Origin of the sequence: Lysinibacillus sp. NPDC059133, from assembly GCF_042755925.1 — a bacterium.
GTDB lineage: Bacteria > Bacillota > Bacilli > Bacillales_A > Planococcaceae > Lysinibacillus.
Genome location: NZ_JBHZDH010000021.1, coordinates 47,459 through 70,679, shown reverse-complemented (window position 1 = coordinate 70,679; position 23,221 = coordinate 47,459). Strand labels below are relative to the sequence as shown.

General features: G+C 37.8%; 23 protein-coding genes. 6 read left to right on the top strand and 17 right to left on the bottom strand.

All coding sequences use genetic code 11. The annotated features are described in order from the left end of the window. Positions 1-381: 381 nt before the first annotated feature. Entirely contained in the window at positions 382-1,275 is an 894-nt protein-coding gene (locus tag ACFXN8_RS13245; RefSeq protein ID WP_376073187.1) for a nucleotidyltransferase-like protein, read from the bottom strand. Between the two features lie 209 nt (positions 1,276-1,484). Here ACFXN8_RS13245 and ACFXN8_RS13240 point away from each other — a divergent pair, with 209 nt between their 5' ends. Next, the gene (locus tag ACFXN8_RS13240) at positions 1,485-1,835 is read left to right on the top strand and encodes a YgzB family protein (protein WP_349661107.1); all 351 of its coding nucleotides are present in this window, start codon (positions 1,485-1,487) and stop codon (positions 1,833-1,835) included. 25 nt (positions 1,836-1,860) lie between these two features. On the opposite strand, the gene perR is transcribed toward ACFXN8_RS13240, so the two are convergent. The 3 genes from perR to bcp all read right to left on the bottom strand — a co-directional run bounded on the left by perR (position 1,861) and on the right by bcp (position 3,835). Continuing rightward, complete coding sequence (perR, locus tag ACFXN8_RS13235) at positions 1,861-2,304, bottom strand: peroxide-responsive transcriptional repressor PerR (protein ID WP_142510785.1); 444 nt, start codon at positions 2,302-2,304, stop codon at positions 1,861-1,863. A gap of 113 nt (positions 2,305-2,417) precedes the next feature. After that, positions 2,418-3,362: a D-2-hydroxyacid dehydrogenase gene (locus tag ACFXN8_RS13230; RefSeq protein ID WP_386845629.1), complete on the bottom strand. Its 945-nt coding sequence runs from the start codon at positions 3,360-3,362 to the stop codon at positions 2,418-2,420. After that, the gene (gene bcp / locus ACFXN8_RS13225; RefSeq protein WP_386845627.1) at positions 3,359-3,835 is read right to left on the bottom strand and encodes a thioredoxin-dependent thiol peroxidase; all 477 of its coding nucleotides are present in this window, start codon (positions 3,833-3,835) and stop codon (positions 3,359-3,361) included. Before bcp ends, ACFXN8_RS13230 begins: the two co-directional genes overlap by 4 nt. A 131-nt stretch (positions 3,836-3,966) precedes the next feature. On the opposite strand from bcp, the gene ACFXN8_RS13220 reads away from it, so the two are divergent. Continuing rightward, complete coding sequence (locus ACFXN8_RS13220; protein ID WP_386845625.1) at positions 3,967-5,253, top strand: glutamate-1-semialdehyde 2,1-aminomutase; 1,287 nt, start codon at positions 3,967-3,969, stop codon at positions 5,251-5,253. Positions 5,254-5,446: 193 nt separating this feature from the next. Next, complete coding sequence (locus ACFXN8_RS13215; protein WP_376073176.1) at positions 5,447-6,535, top strand: FUSC family protein; 1,089 nt, start codon at positions 5,447-5,449, stop codon at positions 6,533-6,535. 49 nt (positions 6,536-6,584) lie between these two features. Here ACFXN8_RS13215 and nikC read toward each other — a convergent pair whose 3' ends face one another. The 9 genes from nikC to mutY all read right to left on the bottom strand — a co-directional run bounded on the left by nikC (position 6,585) and on the right by mutY (position 17,194). After that, positions 6,585-7,478 carry a nickel transporter permease gene (gene nikC, locus ACFXN8_RS13210; RefSeq protein WP_376073174.1) on the bottom strand — a complete coding sequence of 298 codons (894 nt, stop codon included), beginning with the start codon at positions 7,476-7,478 and terminating at the stop codon, positions 6,585-6,587. Positions 7,479-7,493: 15 nt separating this feature from the next. Continuing rightward, positions 7,494-8,498 (bottom strand): ABC transporter permease, encoded by a 1,005-nt coding sequence (locus ACFXN8_RS13205; RefSeq protein ID WP_376073171.1) that lies wholly within the window; start codon positions 8,496-8,498, stop codon positions 7,494-7,496. Between the two features lie 240 nt (positions 8,499-8,738). After that, positions 8,739-10,358, bottom strand: a complete 1,620-nt coding sequence (locus tag ACFXN8_RS13200) for an ABC transporter substrate-binding protein (protein WP_376073169.1) — start codon at positions 10,356-10,358, stop codon at positions 8,739-8,741. A gap of 21 nt (positions 10,359-10,379) precedes the next feature. Then, positions 10,380-11,369 carry an ABC transporter ATP-binding protein gene (locus ACFXN8_RS13195; RefSeq protein WP_053483077.1) on the bottom strand — a complete coding sequence of 330 codons (990 nt, stop codon included), beginning with the start codon at positions 11,367-11,369 and terminating at the stop codon, positions 10,380-10,382. Continuing rightward, on the bottom strand, positions 11,344-12,357 hold the full coding sequence (locus tag ACFXN8_RS13190) for an ABC transporter ATP-binding protein (RefSeq protein WP_386845622.1): 1,014 nt from the start codon (positions 12,355-12,357) through the stop codon (positions 11,344-11,346). Before ACFXN8_RS13190 ends, ACFXN8_RS13195 begins: the two co-directional genes overlap by 26 nt. A gap of 317 nt (positions 12,358-12,674) precedes the next feature. After that, positions 12,675-14,420, bottom strand: a complete 1,746-nt coding sequence (locus ACFXN8_RS13185; protein ID WP_386845620.1) for an ABC transporter ATP-binding protein — start codon at positions 14,418-14,420, stop codon at positions 12,675-12,677. 536 nt (positions 14,421-14,956) lie between these two features. Further along, positions 14,957-15,505, bottom strand: coding sequence for a nucleoside tri-diphosphate phosphatase (gene ntdP, locus ACFXN8_RS13180; RefSeq protein ID WP_376073159.1), 549 nt, complete (start codon positions 15,503-15,505; stop codon positions 14,957-14,959). A gap of 384 nt (positions 15,506-15,889) precedes the next feature. Next, complete coding sequence (locus tag ACFXN8_RS13175) at positions 15,890-16,075, bottom strand: gamma-type small acid-soluble spore protein (RefSeq protein ID WP_386845617.1); 186 nt, start codon at positions 16,073-16,075, stop codon at positions 15,890-15,892. A gap of 84 nt (positions 16,076-16,159) precedes the next feature. Continuing rightward, on the bottom strand, positions 16,160-17,194 hold the full coding sequence (gene mutY, locus ACFXN8_RS13170) for an A/G-specific adenine glycosylase (protein WP_386845615.1): 1,035 nt from the start codon (positions 17,192-17,194) through the stop codon (positions 16,160-16,162). Positions 17,195-17,410: 216 nt separating this feature from the next. Here mutY and ACFXN8_RS13165 point away from each other — a divergent pair, with 216 nt between their 5' ends. Further along, positions 17,411-18,397 (top strand): metal-dependent hydrolase, encoded by a 987-nt coding sequence (locus ACFXN8_RS13165; protein WP_386845613.1) that lies wholly within the window; start codon positions 17,411-17,413, stop codon positions 18,395-18,397. Between the two features lie 41 nt (positions 18,398-18,438). On the opposite strand, the gene ACFXN8_RS13160 is transcribed toward ACFXN8_RS13165, so the two are convergent. Genes ACFXN8_RS13160 through ACFXN8_RS13145 form a run of 4 tightly spaced genes read right to left on the bottom strand, consistent with a single transcriptional unit; the run spans position 18,439 to position 20,242 of the window. Further along, complete coding sequence (locus tag ACFXN8_RS13160) at positions 18,439-18,708, bottom strand: YfhJ family protein (RefSeq protein WP_197143542.1); 270 nt, start codon at positions 18,706-18,708, stop codon at positions 18,439-18,441. Further along, positions 18,709-19,038 (bottom strand): YfhH family protein, encoded by a 330-nt coding sequence (locus ACFXN8_RS13155; RefSeq protein ID WP_053483069.1) that lies wholly within the window; start codon positions 19,036-19,038, stop codon positions 18,709-18,711. It lies immediately after the preceding gene. Then, positions 19,035-19,838 carry a recombination regulator RecX gene (gene recX / locus ACFXN8_RS13150; RefSeq protein ID WP_386845610.1) on the bottom strand — a complete coding sequence of 268 codons (804 nt, stop codon included), beginning with the start codon at positions 19,836-19,838 and terminating at the stop codon, positions 19,035-19,037. The genes ACFXN8_RS13155 and recX overlap by 4 nt, the downstream gene beginning before the upstream one ends. Before the next feature lie 23 nt (positions 19,839-19,861). After that, positions 19,862-20,242, bottom strand: a complete 381-nt coding sequence (locus tag ACFXN8_RS13145) for a hypothetical protein (protein WP_386845608.1) — start codon at positions 20,240-20,242, stop codon at positions 19,862-19,864. A 264-nt stretch (positions 20,243-20,506) separates the two neighbouring features. Here ACFXN8_RS13145 and ACFXN8_RS13140 point away from each other — a divergent pair, with 264 nt between their 5' ends. After that, positions 20,507-21,325 (top strand): polysaccharide deacetylase family protein, encoded by an 819-nt coding sequence (locus ACFXN8_RS13140; RefSeq protein WP_376073137.1) that lies wholly within the window; start codon positions 20,507-20,509, stop codon positions 21,323-21,325. Positions 21,326-21,369: 44 nt separating this feature from the next. Continuing rightward, positions 21,370-22,749 carry a 23S rRNA (uracil(1939)-C(5))-methyltransferase RlmD gene (rlmD, locus tag ACFXN8_RS13135; RefSeq protein WP_386845606.1) on the top strand — a complete coding sequence of 460 codons (1,380 nt, stop codon included), beginning with the start codon at positions 21,370-21,372 and terminating at the stop codon, positions 22,747-22,749. The last annotated feature ends 472 nt before the right edge of the window (positions 22,750-23,221 follow it).

Below are 23,221 nucleotides of genomic sequence, written 5' to 3'. Positions count from 1 at the left end.
AGCGTTCGTCCTGAGCCAGGATCAAACTCTCCATAAAAAGAAATTTGATTAGCTCAAATTGTTTTGCTGGCATCATGTTTGATGTCCAAAATTTTGTTTCGTTCACTAACTCAAGACTAGTTACTAAAAACTTTATTGATTACGTTTTGCTTGTTCAGTTTTCAAGGTTCATTTTGTCGCCGTTGTTTTTCAGCAACTTCTTTATATTAACATTTAACTCAATTCATGTCAACAACTTTTTTAAAAAAGTTTTTTTCGTTCGTTGAGTTTTTCATTATGTCTTAGCGACAATTAATATAATACAATATCATCGAATTAAAAGTCAACAACTTTTTTATAAAAAAATATCGAGGTATTTTTCATACCTCGATAACTAGCATACTACAGTCCTTGCTCCATTTCTAGAGCTTCTTTATTTACTTTATAATGACGGTGGAATATCATTTCACTTTTCGCAACGATAGGTTCAATTTGAATATAACCTTTGTCCACTAGATATTCTACAAATACTTCTAAATCTACCGAGTAATTCATGAGCTCATCATGATCATGCAATTCCTGAATAGTCCAAGTCTCCTTCGATTGCATTACTTCTAAAATATGTTGTGCGCCGTCTCGAGTACGTGAATGTATTAAAAACTCACTTGCTAAAAACAATAGCTCTAATCGTTTTTCTATCGGTTCAATACTTGTAACGAGCTCCTCGTATAATTTATAAATCGCTGGTTCTATTTTTTTCACTTGGGCCCAAACAGTTACTTCAGGATAAAGTCCACTATCAATAATGGACAAACGGCCCAAATGATGTAACGAATCTACTACATGATTATAAGCATCGAGATAGCTACCTTTATCAAAGTATTCTTTTCCTTCTAAGTAACGACGAATTAACTTTGAAAATTGAATGCCTGTTTTGATTTTACGACCACTAAACGGAAACTCCTGTAATTCAATTTTTAATTTATGAAGAAATTCATTACGATCAAATAATACTCGACCAAAGAAAATCCAATCGACTACTTTTTTATTTGAGCCTATAAGCAGCCATTTTCGTATTATTTTCTCAGTAACCGTATGTAATGCTACTTTATTTCCTTCATATAGATAATGTTTCGTAAAGACTGGTTGTTCTGCTTCCTTTACAATAATAAGTAAGATTGTATCAAATGTATCTGTAACATTACTTTGTTCCTCTCGTTTTCCCACTAAAATAACGCCTAATGTATTCGACTGACTTGCACGTTCCTGATATATCGGACGCAAAACTTGTTCCATGTTCAGTCCCCCTCTATTTACTTGTAACCTTTTATCTTCATTCAGTGGATGTGACGGATTTTCACCGAACTCAATTACGCCAAGGCGAAATTGAGTTCGTTAAAATTTCGACATACTCTAAAAGTATTCCTTCTTTCCACGTTATCAAAGCTAAAATACTTTGTTCTTATATGTTATAGTAGATTTTAGATTGGGAGGCAAGATGATAAATGAAACCTTACAAAAATAAAATTAATAAAATCCGTTCATTCGCATTAGCACTTATTTTTATCGGCTTTGTAGTTATGTATGGGGGAATCTTCTTTAAAAACAATCCTATTCTAGTATTAATTTTCATGACACTTGGTGTACTTTGTATTATTGGTAGTACAGTCGTATATGCATGGATTGGACTGCTCTCAACACGAGCTGTTCAAGTCGTATGCCCTAATTGCCATAAGTACACAAAAGTATTAGGCCGTGTAGATATGTGTATGTACTGCAATGAACCATTAACACTGGATCCAACTCTAGAAGGAAAAGAGTTCGACCAATCTTATAATAAGGCAAAAAAATCCTAGCCCTTCGATAAGAGCTAGGATTTTTTTATTGTACTTTTGCAGATACATCTTTACACGATGGACAAGTGCCGTAAATTTCTAAACGATGCGAATGCACATCAAAGCCTGTTACTTGTGATGCAAAATGTTCAATTTCGTCGAGACCAGGATAATGGAAGTCGACTATTTTTCCACAGCATTCACAAATCATATGATAATGATCGTTTGTAACGAAATCAAAGCGGCTTGAAGCATCACCAAAAGTTAGTTCTTTTACTAGACCAACTTCACGAAATACGCGAAGGTTATTATAGACGGTCGCTACACTCATATTTGGGAATTTCCCTTCAAGTGCTTTATAAATTTCATCGGCAGTTGGATGTGCCATTGTTTGAATTAAATATTCCAAAATAGCATGACGCTGAGGAGTAATACGAACACCAGTTGTTTTTAACGTGTCAAGTGCATCCTGTAAATGCGTTTCAGACATCGTCATGCACCTCTTCCATAAAGATTATTAATTTATAATTGTTATAATTAGTGTATCGAATTAAGCTTACTTCTGTCAACAATCATACACATTTCAGTTTAATTAGGATTAATTCAATAACCTCTTGATAAATCCATTATATTTTCTAAATCCGTTTCACCACGTAACCACTTCTCTAAACTAGGCTTAAAGATTTCTAAGCTGCGTTCAACATAGCGAGATGAGTGACTTGAAATATGCGGAGACACAATGACATTCGAAAAAGTCCATAAAGGATGATTCTCAGCTAAAGGCTCTTGTTCAAATACATCTAAAACAGCATAACCAATTTCACCTGCTTGAATGGCATGAATCAAAACATTTTCCTCTACTAAGTTTCCACGACCAAAATTCATGAAAATGGCATCATTTTTCATCGCTTTAAAATGTTGTTCTTTCAATAAATGTGTCGTCTCTTCTGTTTTAGGTAATACAGAAATGACAATATCGGCCTTAGGTAAAGCTTCGATTAGTTGATCGAAGCTCACCATCTCATTCATATAGGCCGCTTCGTTCCCTGAACGGTTACAGCCAATTGTCACAACACCAAATGCTTGCAATAAGCGACCTACTTCCGAGCCAATAGCTCCAGGTCCTAAAATAAGTGCTGTACTATCCCGCAACTCGGTTTGTTTTGCTTTTTTTGACCATTCGCTTTTCTTCTGCTGTTCATACATCCAAGGTAGTGCACGCTTAATCGCTAAAATATGTGCAAGCATTGATTCTGCCATTGGTGTTTTATGAATGCCACGCACATTCGAAACTAATATCCCTCGTTCAACAATGGCCTGTGCTGGCATTTTTTCGATCCCCGCTGAAGCGACAAATATCCATTTAAGCTTTGCCGCATACTGCATATTTTCATCATTTAAATCTTCACCATATGTGACAAGCACATCCGCTTGTTGTAACTCATCGTTTGATAAGCCATTTTCAAAAATAAAATCAACTTGTGGAAATTCTGCTACTAGTGGTTCACGTAAATTTGGTCTTGGTTCAAACGTAAAATAAATTCTCATTGTGTCACCTCCCATTCTGCTAAATATGTATATACTTCTTCAATATGATTTTTCACACGTACTTTACGCCAAGCCTTTATGAGATTTCCTTCTGTATCAATTAAAAATGTCGAACGTTCTATCCCCATATATTCACGTCCATACATCTTCTTCAGCACCCACACGCCATACGCTTCTGCTACGGCATGATCCTCATCCACTAATAGCGAGAATGGTAATCCATGCTTATCTATAAATTTGGTATGTTTTTTTGCATCGTCAGGACTAATGCCAAGTACAACTGCATTTAATTTACTAAAACCCTCGTTCTTATCACGGAAGTCACAAGCCTCCATCGTACAGCCTGGTGTCATATCTTTAGGATAAAAATATAAAATAACATTTTGTCCTTTGAAATCCGCTAACTTTACTATTTCTTCTTTTTCATTTATAAGGGAAAAATCAGGTGCTTTTTTACCTTCTATTAAAGCCATATCAATCTCCTCCTCTGTACGCTCTATTTTACTCTAAATAGTAAAACAAATCATATCCCTTAATTTCTTTGGATTTCTTGCACTGATAGGTCTACAATAGATGAAGTATAAAGATTTAGGAGGCAATATATATGAATCACACAAAATCTGAAGCAGTACACGCAGAAGCGCTACAGCATATCGTTGGTGGTGTAAATAGCCCTTCTCGTTCTTATAAAGCAGTTGGCGGAGGTTCACCTGTTGCAATGGCTCGTGGGAAAGGTGCTTATTTTTGGGATGTTGATGGCAACCGTTATATCGACTATCTTGCAGCTTACGGTCCAATCGTTACTGGTCACGGTCACCCACATATCGCAAAGGCTATTACACACGCAGCTGAAAATGGAACTTTGTTTGGGACTCCAACTGAATATGAGGTTACTTTTGCTAAAATGCTAAAAGAAGTAATCCCATCTATGGATAAAGTACGCTTTAATAACTCTGGTACAGAAGCTGTAATGACAACAATTCGTGTTGCACGTGCTTATACTGGTCGTACAAAAATTATGAAATTCGCTGGTTGCTACCATGGTCACTTTGACTTAGTACTAGTAGCTGCTGGTTCTGGTCCTGCAACATTAGGTACTCCAGACTCAGCTGGTGTTACAACTTCAACAGCAGCGGAAGTAATTACTGTACCATTTAACAACCCTGAAGCATTTACAGAAGCAATGGATAAATGGGGCGATCAAATCGCAGCTATTTTAATAGAGCCTATCGTTGGAAACTTCGGTATTGTAGAGCCTAACCCTGGCTTCCTAGAATTAGTTCATGCCACAGCAAAGGAAAATGGTGCATTAACTATTTACGATGAAGTTATTACTGCTTTCCGCTTCCACTATGGTAGTGCTCAAACCTTATTAGGCTTAACACCAGACCTAACTGCACTTGGTAAAGTAATCGGCGGTGGTTTACCGATCGGTGCATACGGCGGTCGTAAAGAAATTATGGATACAGTTGCTCCACTTGGACCTGCTTATCAAGCAGGCACAATGGCAGGAAACCCTGCATCCATGCAAGCTGGTATTGCCTGCCTAGAAGTATTACAAACTCCAGGAATTTATGATGAAATGGACCGTCTTGGAGCCATTTTAGAAGAAGGTATCTTGGCTGCAGCCAAAAAACATGATGTAACAATTACTGTTAATCGCCTTAAAGGTGCTCTTACAATTTACTTTACAGATGTGACAGTAGAAAACTATGAGCAAGCTGAAAACTCAGACGGTGAGATCTTTGGGCGCTTCTTTAAATTAATGCTTGCACAAGGTATTAATTTAGCTCCATCAAAATATGAAGCTTGGTTCTTAACAACAGAGCATACAGAAGCAGATATTCTTGAAACAATTAAAGCGGTAGATAGTGCATTTTCACAATTGTAATTTGTAAATGTAAAGGCTAAACGCTTAGTGAGCAGTGCAATTTAGAACAGTGTCTAAGGTTAACTTTTAAAGACGACTCCCCTGTGAGTCGTCTTTTTCTGTAAATGACATACAAATCTATGTATTTTATGAGCACTTCCTTCTATAATGTAAGGAAGCTTAAAATTTTAGACAGAAAGGACATCCATTTTCTATGAAATTAGGTGCCCGTGTATTTAAAACTGGTGTCGCCATCGTGTTTGCACTATTTATTGCTGAGCTGCTAGAGCTACCTTCACCTGTTTTTGCAGGAATTGCAGCCATCTTTGCGATTCAGCCATCTATTTATCGCTCTTATCAAACAATTGTTGAGCAAATACAAGCCAATATTATAGGAGCTACCATCGCGGTCATTTTTGGCTTGCTTTTCAGCCACCATGTAGTAGCAATTGGCATTGCCGTCATTGTTGCGATCGGTATCATGTTGAAATTTAAACTTGAAAAATCATTGTCACTAGCACTTGTTACAGTTGTAGCTATTATGGAGTTTCAAGGAGATGATTTTCTTACATTTGGTCTTATTCGCTTTATTACCATATTAATTGGGGTGCTAGCAGCATTTGTTGTCAATCTGTTCTTCCTACCACCAAAATATGAAGTAAAGCTTTTCCGTAAGATTTACTTTTTACAGGATGATATTATCCGATGGACGCGACTTGCTGTTCGTCAAGCATCTGAGCATACTTCTACAAAAGAAGCATTAAGCAAATTTAAGTCTCGTATGCAACGAGTTGACACATTGTATGATTTTTATAAGGAAGAGCGTAATTACTTTAAAAATAAAAAGTTTGTTAAAGCACGTAAATTAGTTGTTTATCGTCAAATGATTACAACATCAAAGAAAAGTTTAGAGCTGCTTCATCGTCTTCATAATCATGAAAACGAATTAGCCCAGCTACCGACGCAATTTCATTTAATGATTCAAGAGCGACTTGATTTCCTACTAACTTACCATGAACAGCTACTATTAAAATATACTGGGAAATTAAAGCCCGAACATTCCGAGTGGAGTAAACATAATGATTATGTTCAGCGTAACGAGTTAATGGAGATATTTATAAAACAAATAACTTATGCGCATGATGAAGGCGATACAGAATTCTCGAGTTATCACTTGCTTTATATTTTATCTCGTATTTTAGATTACGAAGAAAACCTAGAGCATTTAGATACGCTCATCGTGTCGTATCAGACTCATCATGGCCAAGAAATCAATGTGGAATTTGAAGAGGAATTTATTTAATCAAAAGAGCGAAGAGTTGGCTTGATATCCATCTCTTCGCCTTTTTTAGTTAGCTTTTCATTTTCGGGTCAAGCGCATCACGTAGACCGTCCCCCATTAGATTGAAACCGAGAACCGTTAACATAATAGCTAACCCTGGGAAAATCATCGTCCACGGCGCCTTTAATAAAAATACGCGGGCATCCGCCAGCATTTTTCCCCATTCTGGCGCGGGTGCTTGAGCTCCTAATCCCAGGAAACCTAGTGCTGCCGCTTCAATAATCGCTGTCGCTATTGCTAGCGTTCCTTGAACAATGATTGGTGTCATCGAGTTTGGCAAAATATGCGAGAATAAAATTCGTGAATCACGCATTCCAATCGCCTTTGCTGCTACGATATATTCCTCTTCTTTAACACTCAATACTTTCGAACGAATTAAGCGCCCGAAATTCGGCACGTTAATAATGGCTATAGCAATCAATGCATTTTGTAATGATGGCCCAAGTACTGCCACTACTGCAATTGCTAGTAAAATACTAGGGAATGCTAACATAATATCGAAAACACGCGAGATGATCGTATCAACCCATCTTCCGTAGTACCCCGCAATAATACCAAGTAAGCTACCTACAATTACAGAAAGAATAACTGAAAAAAATCCTACCCACAAAGAAATTCGAGCTCCATGTATAACTCTAGAGAAAATATCCCGACCAAAGTCATCTGTACCAAACCAATGCTCACTTGACGGTGCTAATAAACGCTTCGTAAAATTTTGTTCATTCATTCCTTCAGGAGCAATCATCGGGCCAAATATAGCAAGTATAATAAAAAATAGTACAATACCTGCACCTACCAGGGAGATTTTGCTCTTTTTAAAGCTACGCCAGCCTTCTCTCCAAGGACCTACCGCTCGTTCACGACTTGGTGCTACTTCTGTTTTTATATCCATCGCTCCAGTCATTATCGCTTCTCCCCTCTATTTGTATTTGATCCGTGGATCAATTACTGTATACAGTAAATCCACAATTAAGTTAATCATGATAAAAATAAAAGCAATTACTAAAATACCTGATTGAATAACAGGATAGTCTCGGAAGCCGATAGCATCATAAATATAACGCCCAATTCCAGGCCAGCTGAAAATTGTCTCTGTTAAAATGGCACCACCTAGCAGTAATCCTGTTTGCAAACCGATAACTGTTAACACTGGAATAACTGCATTTTTTAATGCATGCTTATAAACAACAATAAACATTTTTTGTCCCTTTGCTCTAGCGGTGCGTACATAGTCAGAGCGCATTACTTCAAGCATAGACGACCTAGTCATTCTTGCAATAATCGCCATTGGAATTGTCGCGAGAGCCATGCCCGGTAATACTAATCGCTTTAATACTTCTGTAAATTGATCAAAGCGGCCTTGTATGAGCGTATCCAGTAAATAAAAATGAGTAATGGCGGTTATTGGATCTCGCACGTTCTCTCGACCAGATGTTGGGAACCAGCCAAGCTGATTACTGAAAGCCCATTGTTCCATTAAACCGAGCCAGAAAACTGGTATGGACACCCCAACTAAGGCAACTACCATTGCTACATAGTCGAACCAAGAATTTTGGAACCACGCAGAAATAATGCCAGCATTTACGCCAACTATCACTGCAATAATCATGGCAAATAGCGCTAGTTCAGCCGTTGCCGCTAAATACGGAAAAATTTCCTCTGATACAGGTAATTTAGTACGTAATGATACTCCTAAATCACCCTGGAAAATCCCACCTAAGTAACTAAAATATTGTGTATACCATGGATTATTTAATCCTAAACTTGCGTTTAACGCTTCGACCGCTTCTTTCGTTGCCTGCTGTCCTAGAATTACTTGTGCTGGATTACCAGGAATTGCGCGAATTAACATGAAGACGATAAAAGTCATTCCAAGCAAAACTGGGATTAATTGAAACAAACGCCTTCCCATATAGTGAAGCATTTTCTTCACCCCTCTGTTATTTTCATAATATACTTTTTCATCAAAAGCATTGAAGTCTCTACGCATACTGTAGAAAGGGTCAGCCTTCACCAAACGGTTTTAATGATTGATGATTGGTCTTCCATACAGAAATAATCATTCAAACTGTAAAAAGAATCTGCGAGAATTCTACGGCTTACCCGCAGAAAGCAAGCAGATTCTTTAAAATAATTTCCTCTTATATTAAAACCTGTTATATGCCTACTTCATATCAACTGCATCTAAACGGTCAGAACCTGTCGGATGCGCAATATAGTTTGTAACTTTAGTGTTAGCAGCTAAAATTGGAGTAGAGTGAGCAATTGGAACCCATGGTGCATCATTAGAGATAATCTCTTGTGCCTGCTTGTAAAGGGCATTACGCTTGTCCTCATCCATTTCAGTTTGTGCTGCAACTAATAGTTTGTGCACTTCTTTGTTGTCATAGAATGTATAGTTGTTAGAATGAATATTATCTCCGTCTAATAAAGTGTAAAGGAAGTTATCCGCATCTCCGTTATCACCTGTCCAACCAAGTAAGAACGCATCCGCATCTCCATTTTCCGCCTTATCTAAATACGTAGCCCATTCAAACGTTACAATCTTAGATTTCATACCAACATCTGCTAAATTCTTCTGAATGGCTTCCGCAATTTTTTGACCATCAGGCATGTACGGACGTGGCACAGGCATTGCCCATAGCTCAATTTCTTTGCCATCGTAGCCAGCCTCAGCTAATAATGCTTTTGCTTTTTCTGGATCATAGTCATAGCCTTTAACCTCATCGTTGTAGCCTGCAATTAATGAAGGCATCGGATTTTTTGCTGGCTCGCCTAAGCCTTCATAAAATGCATCTACTAATGCTTGCTTATCGATTGCATAATTCACTGCTTGACGAACTTTTACATTATCGAACGGTGGACGGGTTACTGTTAATCCAAGATAACCAACATTCATAGATGGACGTTCGATTAATTGTAAATCTGCATTTGATTCGATTGAACCTTTATCAGATGGACTTAAGCCATCAACTACATCAACTTCATTGTTAGTTAATGCATTGAATCGTGCGGAGTTATCTGGAATAGAACGGAAAATAACTTTATCTAATTTCGGCAAATCTGCAATACGATAATCAGGGTTTTTCTCAATTGTGATAGAATCATTTCGTTTCCACTCTACAAATTTAAATGGACCAGTACCTACTGGATGATCTTTAAGTGCCTCATCATCTTTTTCAAATGCTGTTGGTGAAGCTATAGCAAATGGAGACATCGCTAAATTTTTCAAGAATGGTGCTTGTAGTTGAGAGAGTTTAAATATAACTTTATAATCACCATCAGCCGTAATTGACTCAATTACTTGCTTTCCACCTACCGTAAATTGAGAGGCGTAGTATGGGAATTTATCAGCACCACCAGCTTTCCAGCGCTCAAAATTTTTCACGACTGCTTCAGCATTAAAATCAGTCCCGTCATGGAACTTAACCCCTTCTTCAAGTTGCATCGTGTATGTTAGGCCATCTTCTGAAGGTTCCCAAGATTTTGCTAGCCCTGGATGCAATGTTACATCGTCCTCTCCAAAGTTAATTAGAGTCTCATAGATGTTAACCGTAACTTTAAACGATTCACCTTCTGTTACTGTCGCTGGATCAAGAGCAGTGGAATCACCACCACGACCATATACTAATGTTTTTGGTCCGCCACTGCTAGCTTTATCGCCACCACTTGAAGTATCTTTACTACCCGTATCCTTAGTATCCGAACCGCCACAAGCGGCTAAGATTGTCGAAAGAACAAGGATAAGCATTACACCCAAAGTCCAAAGCTTCTTTTTCTTCATTGAATTTCCCCCTAAGTTTTTTTATATCATTGAATGTTGGATTGCATCATATAGATGGCAAGCAACATAATGACCCGGTTTCACTTCTTGCATTTTTGGAACTACTTGAGAACATTCTTCTTTTTTAAAAGGACATCTTGTATGGAAAGTGCACCCGCTTGGCGGATTCGAAGCACTTGGAATATCTCCGGAAATAATGAGCTGTTCACGTTCAAACGTAGGATCTGGAACAGGTACCGAGGATAGCAGTGCCTGTGTATATGGATGAAGTGGCTCAGCATATAAATCCTCACTTGCTGTCAACTCCACTAATTTCCCCAAATACATTACACCTACACGATTACTAATATGGCGTACAACTCCTAAATCGTGGGAAATAAAAATATAAGTTAGCTTTAAATCCTTTTGTAAGTTTTGCAATAAATTCAATACTTGCGCCTGTATGGACACATCGAGTGCAGAGACAGGCTCGTCCGCAATAATTAAACGAGGATTCGTCATCAGAGCACGAGCAATACCGATACGCTGTCTTTGACCACCACTAAATTGATGTGGATAACGTTTCACATGATATTCATTTAACCCAACAATTTCGAGAAGCTCTAATACCTTCTGTTTCCGTTCCTTTGCATTGCCCATTCCATGAACAATAAGAGGCTCCTCCAATATTTTTCCAATATTATGCCTAGGATTAAGAGAGGCATAAGGATCTTGGAAAATCATTTGAATGTCTCTACGGGCTTTGCGCATCTCATTGTTCGATAATTCTGAAATCATTTTACCTGCGAATTCAATCTCGCCCTCTGTTGGCTCAAGCAATCGCATTAAAAGTCGACCAGTCGTTGATTTACCACATCCGGACTCACCCACAATACCTAATGTTTCTCCTTCAAAGACTTCAAAGGAAACATCATCCACTGCCTTTACGTCCCCAACCTGTGTGTTAAGGACCCCCTTCCGAATGGGAAAATATTTTTTCAAACCATCAACTTTCAACAACACTTTCGACATGTTGCTCCACCTCCTGTTTCTCTAGTAAAAAACATCTCGATTTATGCTGCTCTGTTGCTTCATATAAAGGTGGTGTTTCTTGTATACAGCGATCCATCGCAAATTCGCAACGCGCTGCAAAACGACAGCCTTCCTGAATACTTCCCGGCTTCGGTACACTGCCTGGTATAGAGTAAAGATTGTCCTTTTTATAACGCATATCCGGTACAGATTTAATAAGCCCTTGTGTATAAGGGTGCTTTGGATTAACGAATATCTCCTGAATAGGTGCCTCCTCTACAATCTGACCTGCATACATCACAATAACTCGCTCGCATGTTTCTGCTACAACGCCTAAATCATGTGTAATTAATAACACAGCTGTATTTAAACGTTTATTTAAATCTTTCATAAGTTGCAAAATTTGAGCTTGAATCGTCACATCTAGTGCAGTAGTCGGCTCATCAGCAATTAGCACCTTCGGATCACAGGCAAGCGCCATTGCAATCATGACCCGTTGTCGCATTCCCCCAGATAGCTGATGCGGATAATCTTTTAATAATTCCTCAGCACGTGGTAGACCTACAAGCTTCATAATTTCAATTGCCCTTGCAGAGGCTTCTTTTTTCGACCATTTTGGATTATGAATTAAAATCGCTTCTTTTAGCTGATCTCCAATTGTAAACAAAGGATTTAAGGATGTCATAGGCTCCTGAAAAATCATCGCCACATCTTTCCCACGAATTTTCTGCATTTGTTTATCAGATAATGTGACGAGGTTTTTGCCATCTAATAGTATTTCTCCCCCTGTTATTTTTCCAGGTGGTGACGGTATTAATCCCATAATGGACAGTGATGTAACACTTTTTCCACTTCCCGATTCCCCTACAATCCCTAATATTTCTCCCTCATGAACAGAAAAATCGATATCATCTACGGCAGGAATTTGTCCATCATCTGTAAAAAAGGTTGTCTTTAAGCCTTTTATTTCTAGCAGCTTTTTTCTCATGATCAATCGCCCCATCCCACCCATTTTTTCACTCAATTACATTAACTATCACTCAATTCCCTATTTTCAGATAATTCTAACCAAAAAACATCGCTCTTTCAATCATTATTATTCTGCAATTAACATAGATTTTCTACATCGTTCGAGTTTCGTATTAATATTATCTTATTAATCGATAATATTTTATAAATAAGACAAAAAAATAGCCCTCCGTTTATGTTTGAACGGAAGGCTATTTTTAGATTATTGACTCATCAGTAAAATTTAGGTATGGAATTTGTTTGTGAATCAGATTTTTTCTGTTATACCGTGGTATATCAATCTAAATGTTGCACCTGGAATAAATTAAAGTAGGTTCCTTCTTTTTGCATTAATTGCTCGTGCGTACCACTTTCAATTAATTGTCCATGATCTATAACCAAAATTTTATCTGCATGTGTAATCGTAGAAAGTCGGTGAGCAATTATAATGGTTGTGCGTTCATGTGCAAGTACATCCAATGATTCTTGAATAAGTGCCTCACTTTCTAAATCCAAAGCAGAGGTTGCTTCATCCAGTATTAAAATAGGTGGATTTTTTAAAAATACACGGGCGATCGCTACTCGCTGCTTTTGTCCACCTGATAACTTCACACCGCGCTCCCCGACCTTTGTGTCATAGCCATCTGGCAAGTTCATTATAAAATCATGTGCATTCGCCGCTTTTGCCGCAGCAATGACCTCTTCATCAGATGCACCTGGCTTGCCCATTAAAATATTCTCTTTTACTGAATCACTAAACAAAATATTATCTTGTAGGACTATTCCAATTTGTGAGCGTAAAGAATGTAAAGATACGTCACGAACATCATAGTCATCAATACATACGTTGCCACTCGTTGCGTCATAAAAGCGAGGAATTAAACTAATGATCGTTGATTTTCCTCCGCCACTCATTCCTACAAACGCAACTGTCTCCCCAGGATTAATTGTAAAATTGATGTTGTTTAAAATTTGTGAGCCCTCTTCTTCATATTGAAAGTTCACATTATCAAAACGAACTTCCCCCTTTAACCGAGGTAACTCTAACGCATTAGCCTTGTTTTTAATTTCATAGGGTTCATCTATTAATTCAAACATTCGATCCATTGATGCAATGGACTGTGTTAACATTGTCGATGAACTTACAAGGCGACGAAGTGGACCATACAGTCGTTCGATATAGGCAATAAAGGCAACCATCGTCCCGACTGAAAGATCTCCATTAATAACCTGATAACCTGCATAAGCAATTACTAGGAGTGGTGCTACATCCGTGATTGTATTCACCACTGCAAAGGATTTAGCATTCCATTTCGTATGATCTAGTGCTTTCTCTAAAAATTCACCATTTGCTTCATCAAATAATTTTTGCTCATGCTTTTCTAGCGTGAAGCTTTTAATAATACTCATTCCAGCTACACGTTCATGTAAATAGCTTTGCACACCTGCTAGTGCTTGTGACCGTTTACGTGTTAAAGACCGAAGCTTGCCAAAGAAGAACTTTACGCTAAACGCATAGAATGGGAACGCAATCAATGCTACTAGCGTTAGCTTTACATCCATAGCAAACATAATACCGATTGCAATAACAATTGTCGCAAGGTCGAGCCAAACGTTCATCAAGCCTGTCATGATAAAGTTTTTTGTTTGTTCCACATCATTAATCACTCTTGAAATCACATCGCCAGCTCTTGTATTTGCATAGTATCTTAAACTTAGTCGCTGTAAATGTGCATATATTTGTTTTCGAATATCGAAAAGCACTTTGTTACTGACATGTTGAGCAAAATATTGACGGTAATACTCAATCGGTGGTCGAATAATAAAGAATACAATGATCGTGCCACCTAACCAATAAAACAGTTCTTTTGTCTTCTCTGCATCCGTTAGATGATCTGCAGCAATAATATCATCTAACACAATTTTTATGAGTAATGGAATAAATAACGGAATTGCAAATTTCACTATACCAATTAAAATCGTTAAAATTATTTCCCATGTATATGGTTTTACAAATTTCATATAACGCTTTATACTACCCAATTTATTATCACATCCTTATCAAAAAACCATATTTAGCAAATACAAGGGGAACCCCTTATATCACTTCGTACATAAAAAGAAACAGACATCCACAAAAAATGAATGCCCAAACGTATTATAGCAATATTTTGTTTTAAGTACAGTTAATTTAACTTTATCACGGACTATTTTTCAATCAGCTTATTTAACAATCCTTTTTACATTTTTTCCTTTAATCTTTTAGATACATATTCTAGTAATATAAAAATCAGACCTACTATTATGAACCCAAAAGAAGGTACGTATAATTCATTATTCATATGTATAGTATCATTCACAAAGTGACCCAAATAACGGACCGCCTCGGCTACAAGTCTGTGCATGAACAACATAAAACTACCAGTCAAAAAAAATAATGTACCTATGATATAACCTGTATTCATAATTTGCCCCCAAATATTTGTAATACCTTACAATATTACCATAACAAAAAAACGGTAGAGGATTACTTATTTTCCGATAAAAAAAACACCTATTAGTAAAACTAATAGGTGCAACTAACAATCATCTGCTTGCATATCGAGCTGAAACTTATAACGATTTGTCCAGACATCGATGAAATCAGGTGCAAAGGGTCCTCTTTTTTGTTGAATCCAGCTAATTAATTTATCGACATTGCGCTTTAAAATTTTATCTATGACATCTGGATAAGACATTTCCTTACGATGTAGCTCATATTCATCCTCATCTAAGAGTGAATAAGACATATCAGGGAAAACTTTAATGTCTAAATCATAGTCAATATATTTAATGGCATTATTATCGAAAACAAATGGTGAGCTTAGATTACAATAATAATACACACCGTCTTCACGTAGCATGCAAATAATATTAAACCAGTACTCCGCATGGAAATAACAAATAGAAGGCTCTCTCGTTAGCCACGTTCGACCATCGGATTCTGTCACAAGTGTCCGCTCATTCGCACCGATAATGATATTTTTTGTTCCTTTTAAAATCGTTGTTTCTTGCCAAACACGGTGGATACGGCCATTGTGTTTATAACTATGTATTTGTATCGTTTCTCCTTCTACCGGTATTGCCATCTTTGAAGCCCACCTTTTCGTCTATGCTACCTAAATCTAGCAGTCTCTAGTATATTATAGCAATGTGTACGCGAAAGGTGTAGTTAGAAAACCACAAATTTCCCTGCGCTCTTTTAATTTTGTACAAAATTTCGTTAATTTGAAGCGAATTTTATCATAACAACAACCCCATTGAAATTTTTTGTTATATTCATTTATCGGAGCGGGTCTTTCTCTTCTGTTTTCTTCGCATCGAAGTGGTTTTATTGGCTACCCGAGCAACTCTCTCAACTTCCTGAGCAATCAGATTTTACTAAATAAAATTTAAAAGGAGCTGTCTTTTTTAAATCTTTTCGATTTTAGACAGCTCCTTAGAGGTAAATGCAATTATGCAATTACAAAGTGTTATTCACCAAGATCTTGGTTAGTTTTATTGAAGTTACCTGAAGCTTGAGCTTTGTTCTGCTCTGCTTTAGCATTTTGCTTTTGCACTTCATTAGCCTCTGTAACGTCTGTTTCATAACCAAATTCTTGATTTTGACGTTGCATGTTTTTATTCGGTTGTAAATTTTGATTGTTTTGCTTTTTCATTATTCATTCACCTCCACGTTCATTATTGTGTACCGAGGTGAATGGTTTTATGCTCATAAATTTTTATAAATATTATTTTCTTGATTAATCCTTAATTTCTTGCCAAATTTTCAGCATTGGAACGGGCATTGGTAATAATTCTATTTGTTCGCGAGTCAGCCATTCGCCCTTTACTGCTGAATTGCATTTCATAAAATAGCTATTTATATGCCATGTTAAATGTGAAAAAACATGTTTAAACGTTAACAATTCCTGTTGCGGTTGAACATTCATAGCATAATCATTAATAAAAGTATCTATTGAATCTTTACCGTGCTCAAGCATTGGAAACTGCCATAGATTAGCTAATAAACCCTCTGCTGGGCGCTGCTCCAATAAAATTCGACCTTTATCATCTTGACATACAAGCACATCGTATGTGATATGCTTCATCTTTACTTTTTTAGATTTGATAGGTAATTTTTCAGGCTCACCTTCATTAAAAGAGATACAGTATTCGCGAACTGGACATAATAAGCACTTTGGTGAAGTTGGCGTACAAATAAGTGCACCAAGCTCCATTAAGCCTTGATTGAATGACGATGCATTTTCAGGATCGATCAGTTCTTCAACAGCCGCTTCGAAAATCTTTTTAGTCTTTGGAGCTGCTATATCATCATGAATAGTAAGCACACGACTTAAAACACGCATAACATTGCCATCAACTGCATGTTCGGGCTTATTATAGGCAATACTTAAAATAGCTCCAGCAGTATACGGACCTACGCCTTTTAATGTTGAAATCTCATGGCGATTATCGGGTACTACCCCACCGTAGTTTTCTAAAACCTCGCGAACACCCGCTTGTAAGTTACGTGCACGGGAATAATAGCCAAGGCCCTCCCAATGCTTTAATAAGTATTCTTGTGGAGCTTCCGCGAGTAATTCTAATGTTGGAAAACTTTCCATGAAACGATTGTAATAAGGAATAACTGTGTCGACACGTGTTTGCTGTAGCATCACTTCCGATACCCAGATTTTATAAGGGTCCGTCGTATGTCTCCAAGGTAAATCACGCTTCTCAACATTAAACCATTCGACTAAAGATTGTCGAAATTCTGTTACATATGGATAATTCACAGTGACCTCCAGTGTTTTTACGATTTTATTTATAGTAAAAAGAGTATACAATTAAGAAAAGATATTTGTCTGAAACGACAAAAAGCGCCATTATTTTCTAGCTTCAAGATTTAGCACGACAGTCTTAATAGAGAAATATCAAAGTATTACGGATTATTGAAATATACATGTATGCAAATTGTACTCTATTTTGATGCATACAAGGAGTGGATATTCTTGGATTCAGGTACACATTTCGTTATGGGTATAGCCCTCGGTGGTCTTGCATTAGCGGATCCCGTTGTAGCAAATCATTCGATGACATTTACCGCAGTAATGGCAGGTACCATTATTGGCTCGCAGGCACCTGATGTCGATACCGTTTTAAAGCTGCGCAACAACGCTATTTATATTCGACATCATCGTGGAGTTACACATTCACTTCCAGCAGTAGCTATTTGGCCCATCTTAATTACAGCGGTTTTAGCACTTATTATTCAAGACGCAAATGTGTTTCATTTATGGCTTTGGACATTTTTAGCTGTAGCACTTCACGTCTTTGTTGATATCTTCAATGCATATGGTACACAAGCACTTCGACCATTTTCTAGAAGATGGGTTGCACTTGGTGTCATTAATACATTTGATCCTATTATTTTCACACTACACTGCCTCGGCATTTTACTTTGGGCATTTGGTGTCAATCCTGTTTGGACATTTAGTATCATGTATTTCATTATTATCGTTTACTATATTTTACGATTTGCAGTCCAAAAGGCTGTAAAGAAAGCTGTGCATAATACCATTCAGGATGAAGAGTATGTTATTGTAGCCCCTACAATGCGTTTCTTCCACTGGCGAATTGCAGCAAAATCCAAAACGCATTATTATGTTGGCCGTGCTTATGGGCGAGCTGTTAATATTTACGATAAATTCGAAATAAAACCTTTACCGAAAACGCCTCTTATTGAAATAGCATTGAAAGATCCCAATCTCGCTGCATTCGTGTCATTCTCACCATTGTATCGTTGGGAAATTTCAGAACTCGATAATGGCTTAACAGAAGTAAGATTAATTGATCTACGTTACCGTAGTGATAATCGCTATCCTTTCGTTGCTGTCGCTCATTTAAACGATGACAACGAGATTATCACTTCATACACAGGCTGGATTTTTACAGAAGATAAACTCCAGAAAAAATTACAGGTTGGCGCAAGTAATTAAACATCAGTAAACCCTGACCAACTATATTGGCCAGGGTTTTGTTATTGTACCATATCATCACTAGCATCAAGTAGATGCGCGTATTTTGGGTTACGTCCCGCAAATGCATGCAGTTTATCACCATAGCTGGCAATTAATTGACGCACCAAATTTTCAGTGTATTCAGCACCTCGATAAGCGTAACCAGCTTTTGCAGAAGTTGACTCAAAATCACTCCATAAAAGCTCAATCCATACTCGTGCACGTCCTACTGACATTTCCGGGTTTTTTGCAAGTAACTCAGCAGTTAGCTTTTCAATTTTTTCATCCATTTATTTGCCCACCTTTACAGGAGATAGCATGGAAACAGGTAAAGCCTCTTGGTATTTTTCGCCCCCTAAGCGATGTCCCCATGCGAAGCGTCCTTTTAAATAATCCACTTGAAAAAATTCATTTTCAGAGCCGTCAATACGATACATTTCTCCAGGAATTATTGTATCCAAATCCACTAAATAAGCAGCTGCCATTAAAGCCTTGCGCTCGTATACTGCGAATTCATTGATAATGCCTAGCTGTTCCGCCTTACGTGCTTTTTCCTTTATCATAGCTATTTCTTCACGTAATTCATGCTCTGACATGGCAGCATAATTTTTTTCGTTCATTCCTCATTCTCCTTCTCTTCTATAAAACGATCTATAACTTCTATAGGAAAACCCTTTTGATAGAGCGCCTGCTTTATTTTCATTTTCAATTCATAACCAGTATACTTCGATGAATACTTTTTCCAAACTTTTTCGCCTTGTACATCAAGTAGCTGTTGCCATTCATCTTCCTCTTGCTCAATCTCTATTTGACTAAGCACCTCATCTACAACACTAAAAGAATAACCTTTTCGCATTAAAAAATCTTGAATTTTAGCTTTTATTTGTGTTGGCGTTTTCTTTTTTTCCGATCGAATGACCTTTTCAGCCAATTGTGTCGCCAGCTTTACCTGTTCCCCATGACTATATGTAGCAAGTACCTCATCCTGTAAGCTTTTATCGATCCCTTTTTTCATAAGATCTTGCCTAATTGCTTTGGGTCCCTTTTTCATCGTAGCTTTTTTCGTATTCAGCAACGCCTTGGAGTAAGTTTCATCATTTAAAAAGCCATACGATTTAAGCTTTTGTATAGCCTCTAAAATAACCGCTTCCCCAAATTCTAACGAGAGAAGCTTTTTCTTGACCTCATGCTCACTACGCATTTGATAAGATAAAAAATTTAACCCTTTATTAAAAGCTTTTCGAATCTCATCCTCATAAGCAATTTCCTGAATATCAAATTCCTCAAGCACTTTACCCTTCGTTAATTCAAATTGAATGAGAATTGCCTCATCTACAGGAAAAGCGTATTCTTCGTTCAAATATATATTATAACGTTCTGGATTGTTTTTTTGACGTGCAATCTTCGTAATAACACGCATTCGTAACACCTCACTATTAACCATTATAACATTTTTCGTGGGTGTTGCTTTTTAGGTGTTCCGGTGTTCGACTCCTCTTCCGCGAGTATTCGCTCGTTTCGCGGGTATTCGCCTCTCTTCCGCGGGTATTCACTTCTCTTCCGCGGGTATTCACCCCTCTTCCGCGGGTATTCGCTTCTCTTCCGCGGGTATTCACTTCTCTTCAGCGAGTATTCGCTTCTCTTCCGCGGGTATTCACTCCTCTTCCGCGGGTATTCACCTCTCTTCCGCGGGTATTCACCTCTCTTCCGCGGGTATTCACTTCTCTTCCGCGGGTATTCACTCGTTTCGCGGGTATTCGCCTCTCTTTCGCGGGTATTCGCTTCTCTTTCGCGGGTGTTCGCCTCTCTTCCGCGGGTATTCACCTCTCTTCCGCGGGTATTCGCCCTTTTAAGTATTAGAAGGTCAACATGTATAACCTACTGTTTTAGAAAAACATCATTCATATCAACTATGTCTCGGCATAATTGCGTTCAGAGGCTTTAATTTCTTTCAGCGAGTGTTTTTTTTTTCGTCCGCTGAAAGAAGTTAAATTCCTTCATTTAAAAGAAACACTTTTTGAATGAAATCAAGTAGGATAATTTTTTTAAAATTAACGCATTCTAATGAAAAAGAAAGGATGCGTTTTTATGTGGAAACAGCATATAGTAGGATCGGTAATTGCTACTTTTATTATTGCCGCGGCAATTAGCTTTAATCCATTTTCGGCCTCTGGCTCTGATGAATACAACTGGGGCTTTAAACGAGCAAAAAACGGTGAACAAGCAGAAGCTGGTGCACAGCTTGATCAGATAGTTGAAAAATATGGTGCCATTTATAAAGGAAAGCCTGATAATAAAGTTGCTTATTTAACCTTTGATAACGGATATGAAAATGGGTTTACGGAAAGCATTTTGGATACGTTAAAGAAGGAGAACGCACCAGCTACCTTCTTTTTAACTGGTCATTATTTAGAAAGTGCCCCTGATTTAGTAAAACGCATGGTTAAAGATGGCCATATGATTGGCAACCATTCATGGGGGCATCCAAATATGGCAAGACTAACGCCTGATGGTATGCGTACAGAATGGAAAAAGCTTGATGATAAACTGCGTGAATTGACGGGTATTGAACGTACAACCTATGCTCGCCCGCCTGAAGGTACATTTAATGCGGAATTATTAGAGGTAGGCAACGCTGAAGGCTATCGTCATATTTTCTGGTCTATTGCCTTTAAGGATTGGGAAAGGGATGTGCGACGCGGCGCAGATTATGCGTATAATGCATTAATGGAACAGCTTCACCCCGGTGCCGTAATATTAATGCATACTGTTGCGCAGGATAACGCTGAAGCTCTTCCTAGGTTTATTGCCGAAGCGAAAAAACAAGGCTATACATTTTTATCCCTTAACGATTTAGTTTTAGAACATGAAGATTTCCCTGTCGCTTTGCAATCGTCTACTCCTTAGTTATAATGGGGAGATGATATTAAAAGAACAGGGACGTGGAACGCTTGACGCAACAAACAACAATGGAAGTAGGACAAAAATTTCCTCTAATAATAAAAAGACTAGGTATTAATGGTGAAGGTGTAGGCTTTTATAAGCGTAATGTCGTATTTGTAAAGGGTGCCATTCCTGGTGAAGAAATTACAGCACAAGTAACTAAAACACAGCGAAACTTTGCTGAAGCAGAAATAGTAACGATTCGCAAAGCTTCAAAACATCGTCAGGAAGCACCATGCCCAGTTTACAACGAATGTGGCGGCTGTCAGCTTCAACACATGACATATGAAAAACAGCTAATCGAAAAGCGTGATATCGTAATTCAAGCATTAGAACGTTATGCTAAGCCTTTAGCTAATACAGTTGAAGTTCGCAAAACTCTAGGGATGGATAATCCATGGAATTATCGTAACAAAAGTCAATATCAAGTACGTAAAGAAGGTAAGCGTGTCTATGCAGGGCTATTTGCAGAAGGTAGTAACAAGTTACTAAACATCAATGATTGCCTTGTTCAACATCCGATTACATCAAAAATTACAGTGGCAACACGTAAAATTTTACAAAAACTGAATATTACTATTTACGATGGTCGTACACTTGATGGCTTAGTGCGTACGATTGTTGTACGTACTGGGATTCGTACTGGTGAAACACAAGTCGTGCTCGTCACAACGCGTAAGGAAATTCCACATCAAGCGGAACTCATTGCTCGTATAAAAAAAATCGACCCAAGTATCGTATCGATCGCACAAAATATTAACCGTGAGAAAACATCGTTAATCTTTGGCGATGAGACGATTGTCCTCGATGGTAAGGAAACGATTCATGAAGAGCTTGGCGAATTAGCATTTGATTTATCAGCTCGCGCCTTTTTCCAACTAAATCCAACACAAACCGTTCATCTCTATGATGAAATCAAAAAAGCAGCAGCATTAACAGGCAAAGAAACAGTTGTTGATGCTTACTGCGGTGTTGGGACAATCGGTTTATGGCTAGCTGACCAAGCTAAAGAAGTTCGTGGGATGGATGTTATTCCAGAAAGCATTCAAGATGCACGTAAAAATGCACGAAATCATAGCTTCAAGCATACAAAATACGCAGTCGGCACAGCAGAAAGTGTCTTAGCAAAATGGCGCAAGGAAGGATTTACACCAGATGTTATTACAGTTGATCCACCACGCACGGGTCTAGCACCAGAGTTTATCCGCACTGTATTGAAGCTAAAACCGAAGCGCTTTGTCTATACGTCTTGTAATCCTTCAACATTAGCGAAGGATTTAAATGAATTATCGAAGTTTTATGATGTGGAGTATATTCAGCCCGTGGATATGTTTGCACAGACAGCGCAAGTGGAATGTGTGGCGAAGCTTGTGTTGAAGAATAAATAATGATGAAGAAGGACGTCTTGAGAATTCTCGGGGCGTCCTTTATTATCGTTTTAATCTGTCTATTTTATAGGCCTTCAAAATCAATACTAATGCGATACACCCTAAAATAATTGATAGTAAATAGAATATTAAAGAGACTCTATTTCTTATACCAATTCCAACAAATGTAGATATACTAGCAAGGAGCAAAAATGCTACACCTTCTCCGCTTTCACCCTTTTTATATTGTTTTTTATACAAAGTAATACTAGTTAATAAAATTATCCCTATAGGAAGCCAAAACATTGAGACGAAATTATACCACACCTTGTTTCCCCATTCATTTCATACGTAAACCTATAAGTTCTTATAGAAGCAAAACAGGCGTCTCCTCAAATTAAGAGACGCCTGTTTTGTATATTATTTTTCTATGTAATGCACAGCTCCAGCTGCCTGGTGGATGACGGACGGTCCAGATAAATCAACACCTTAA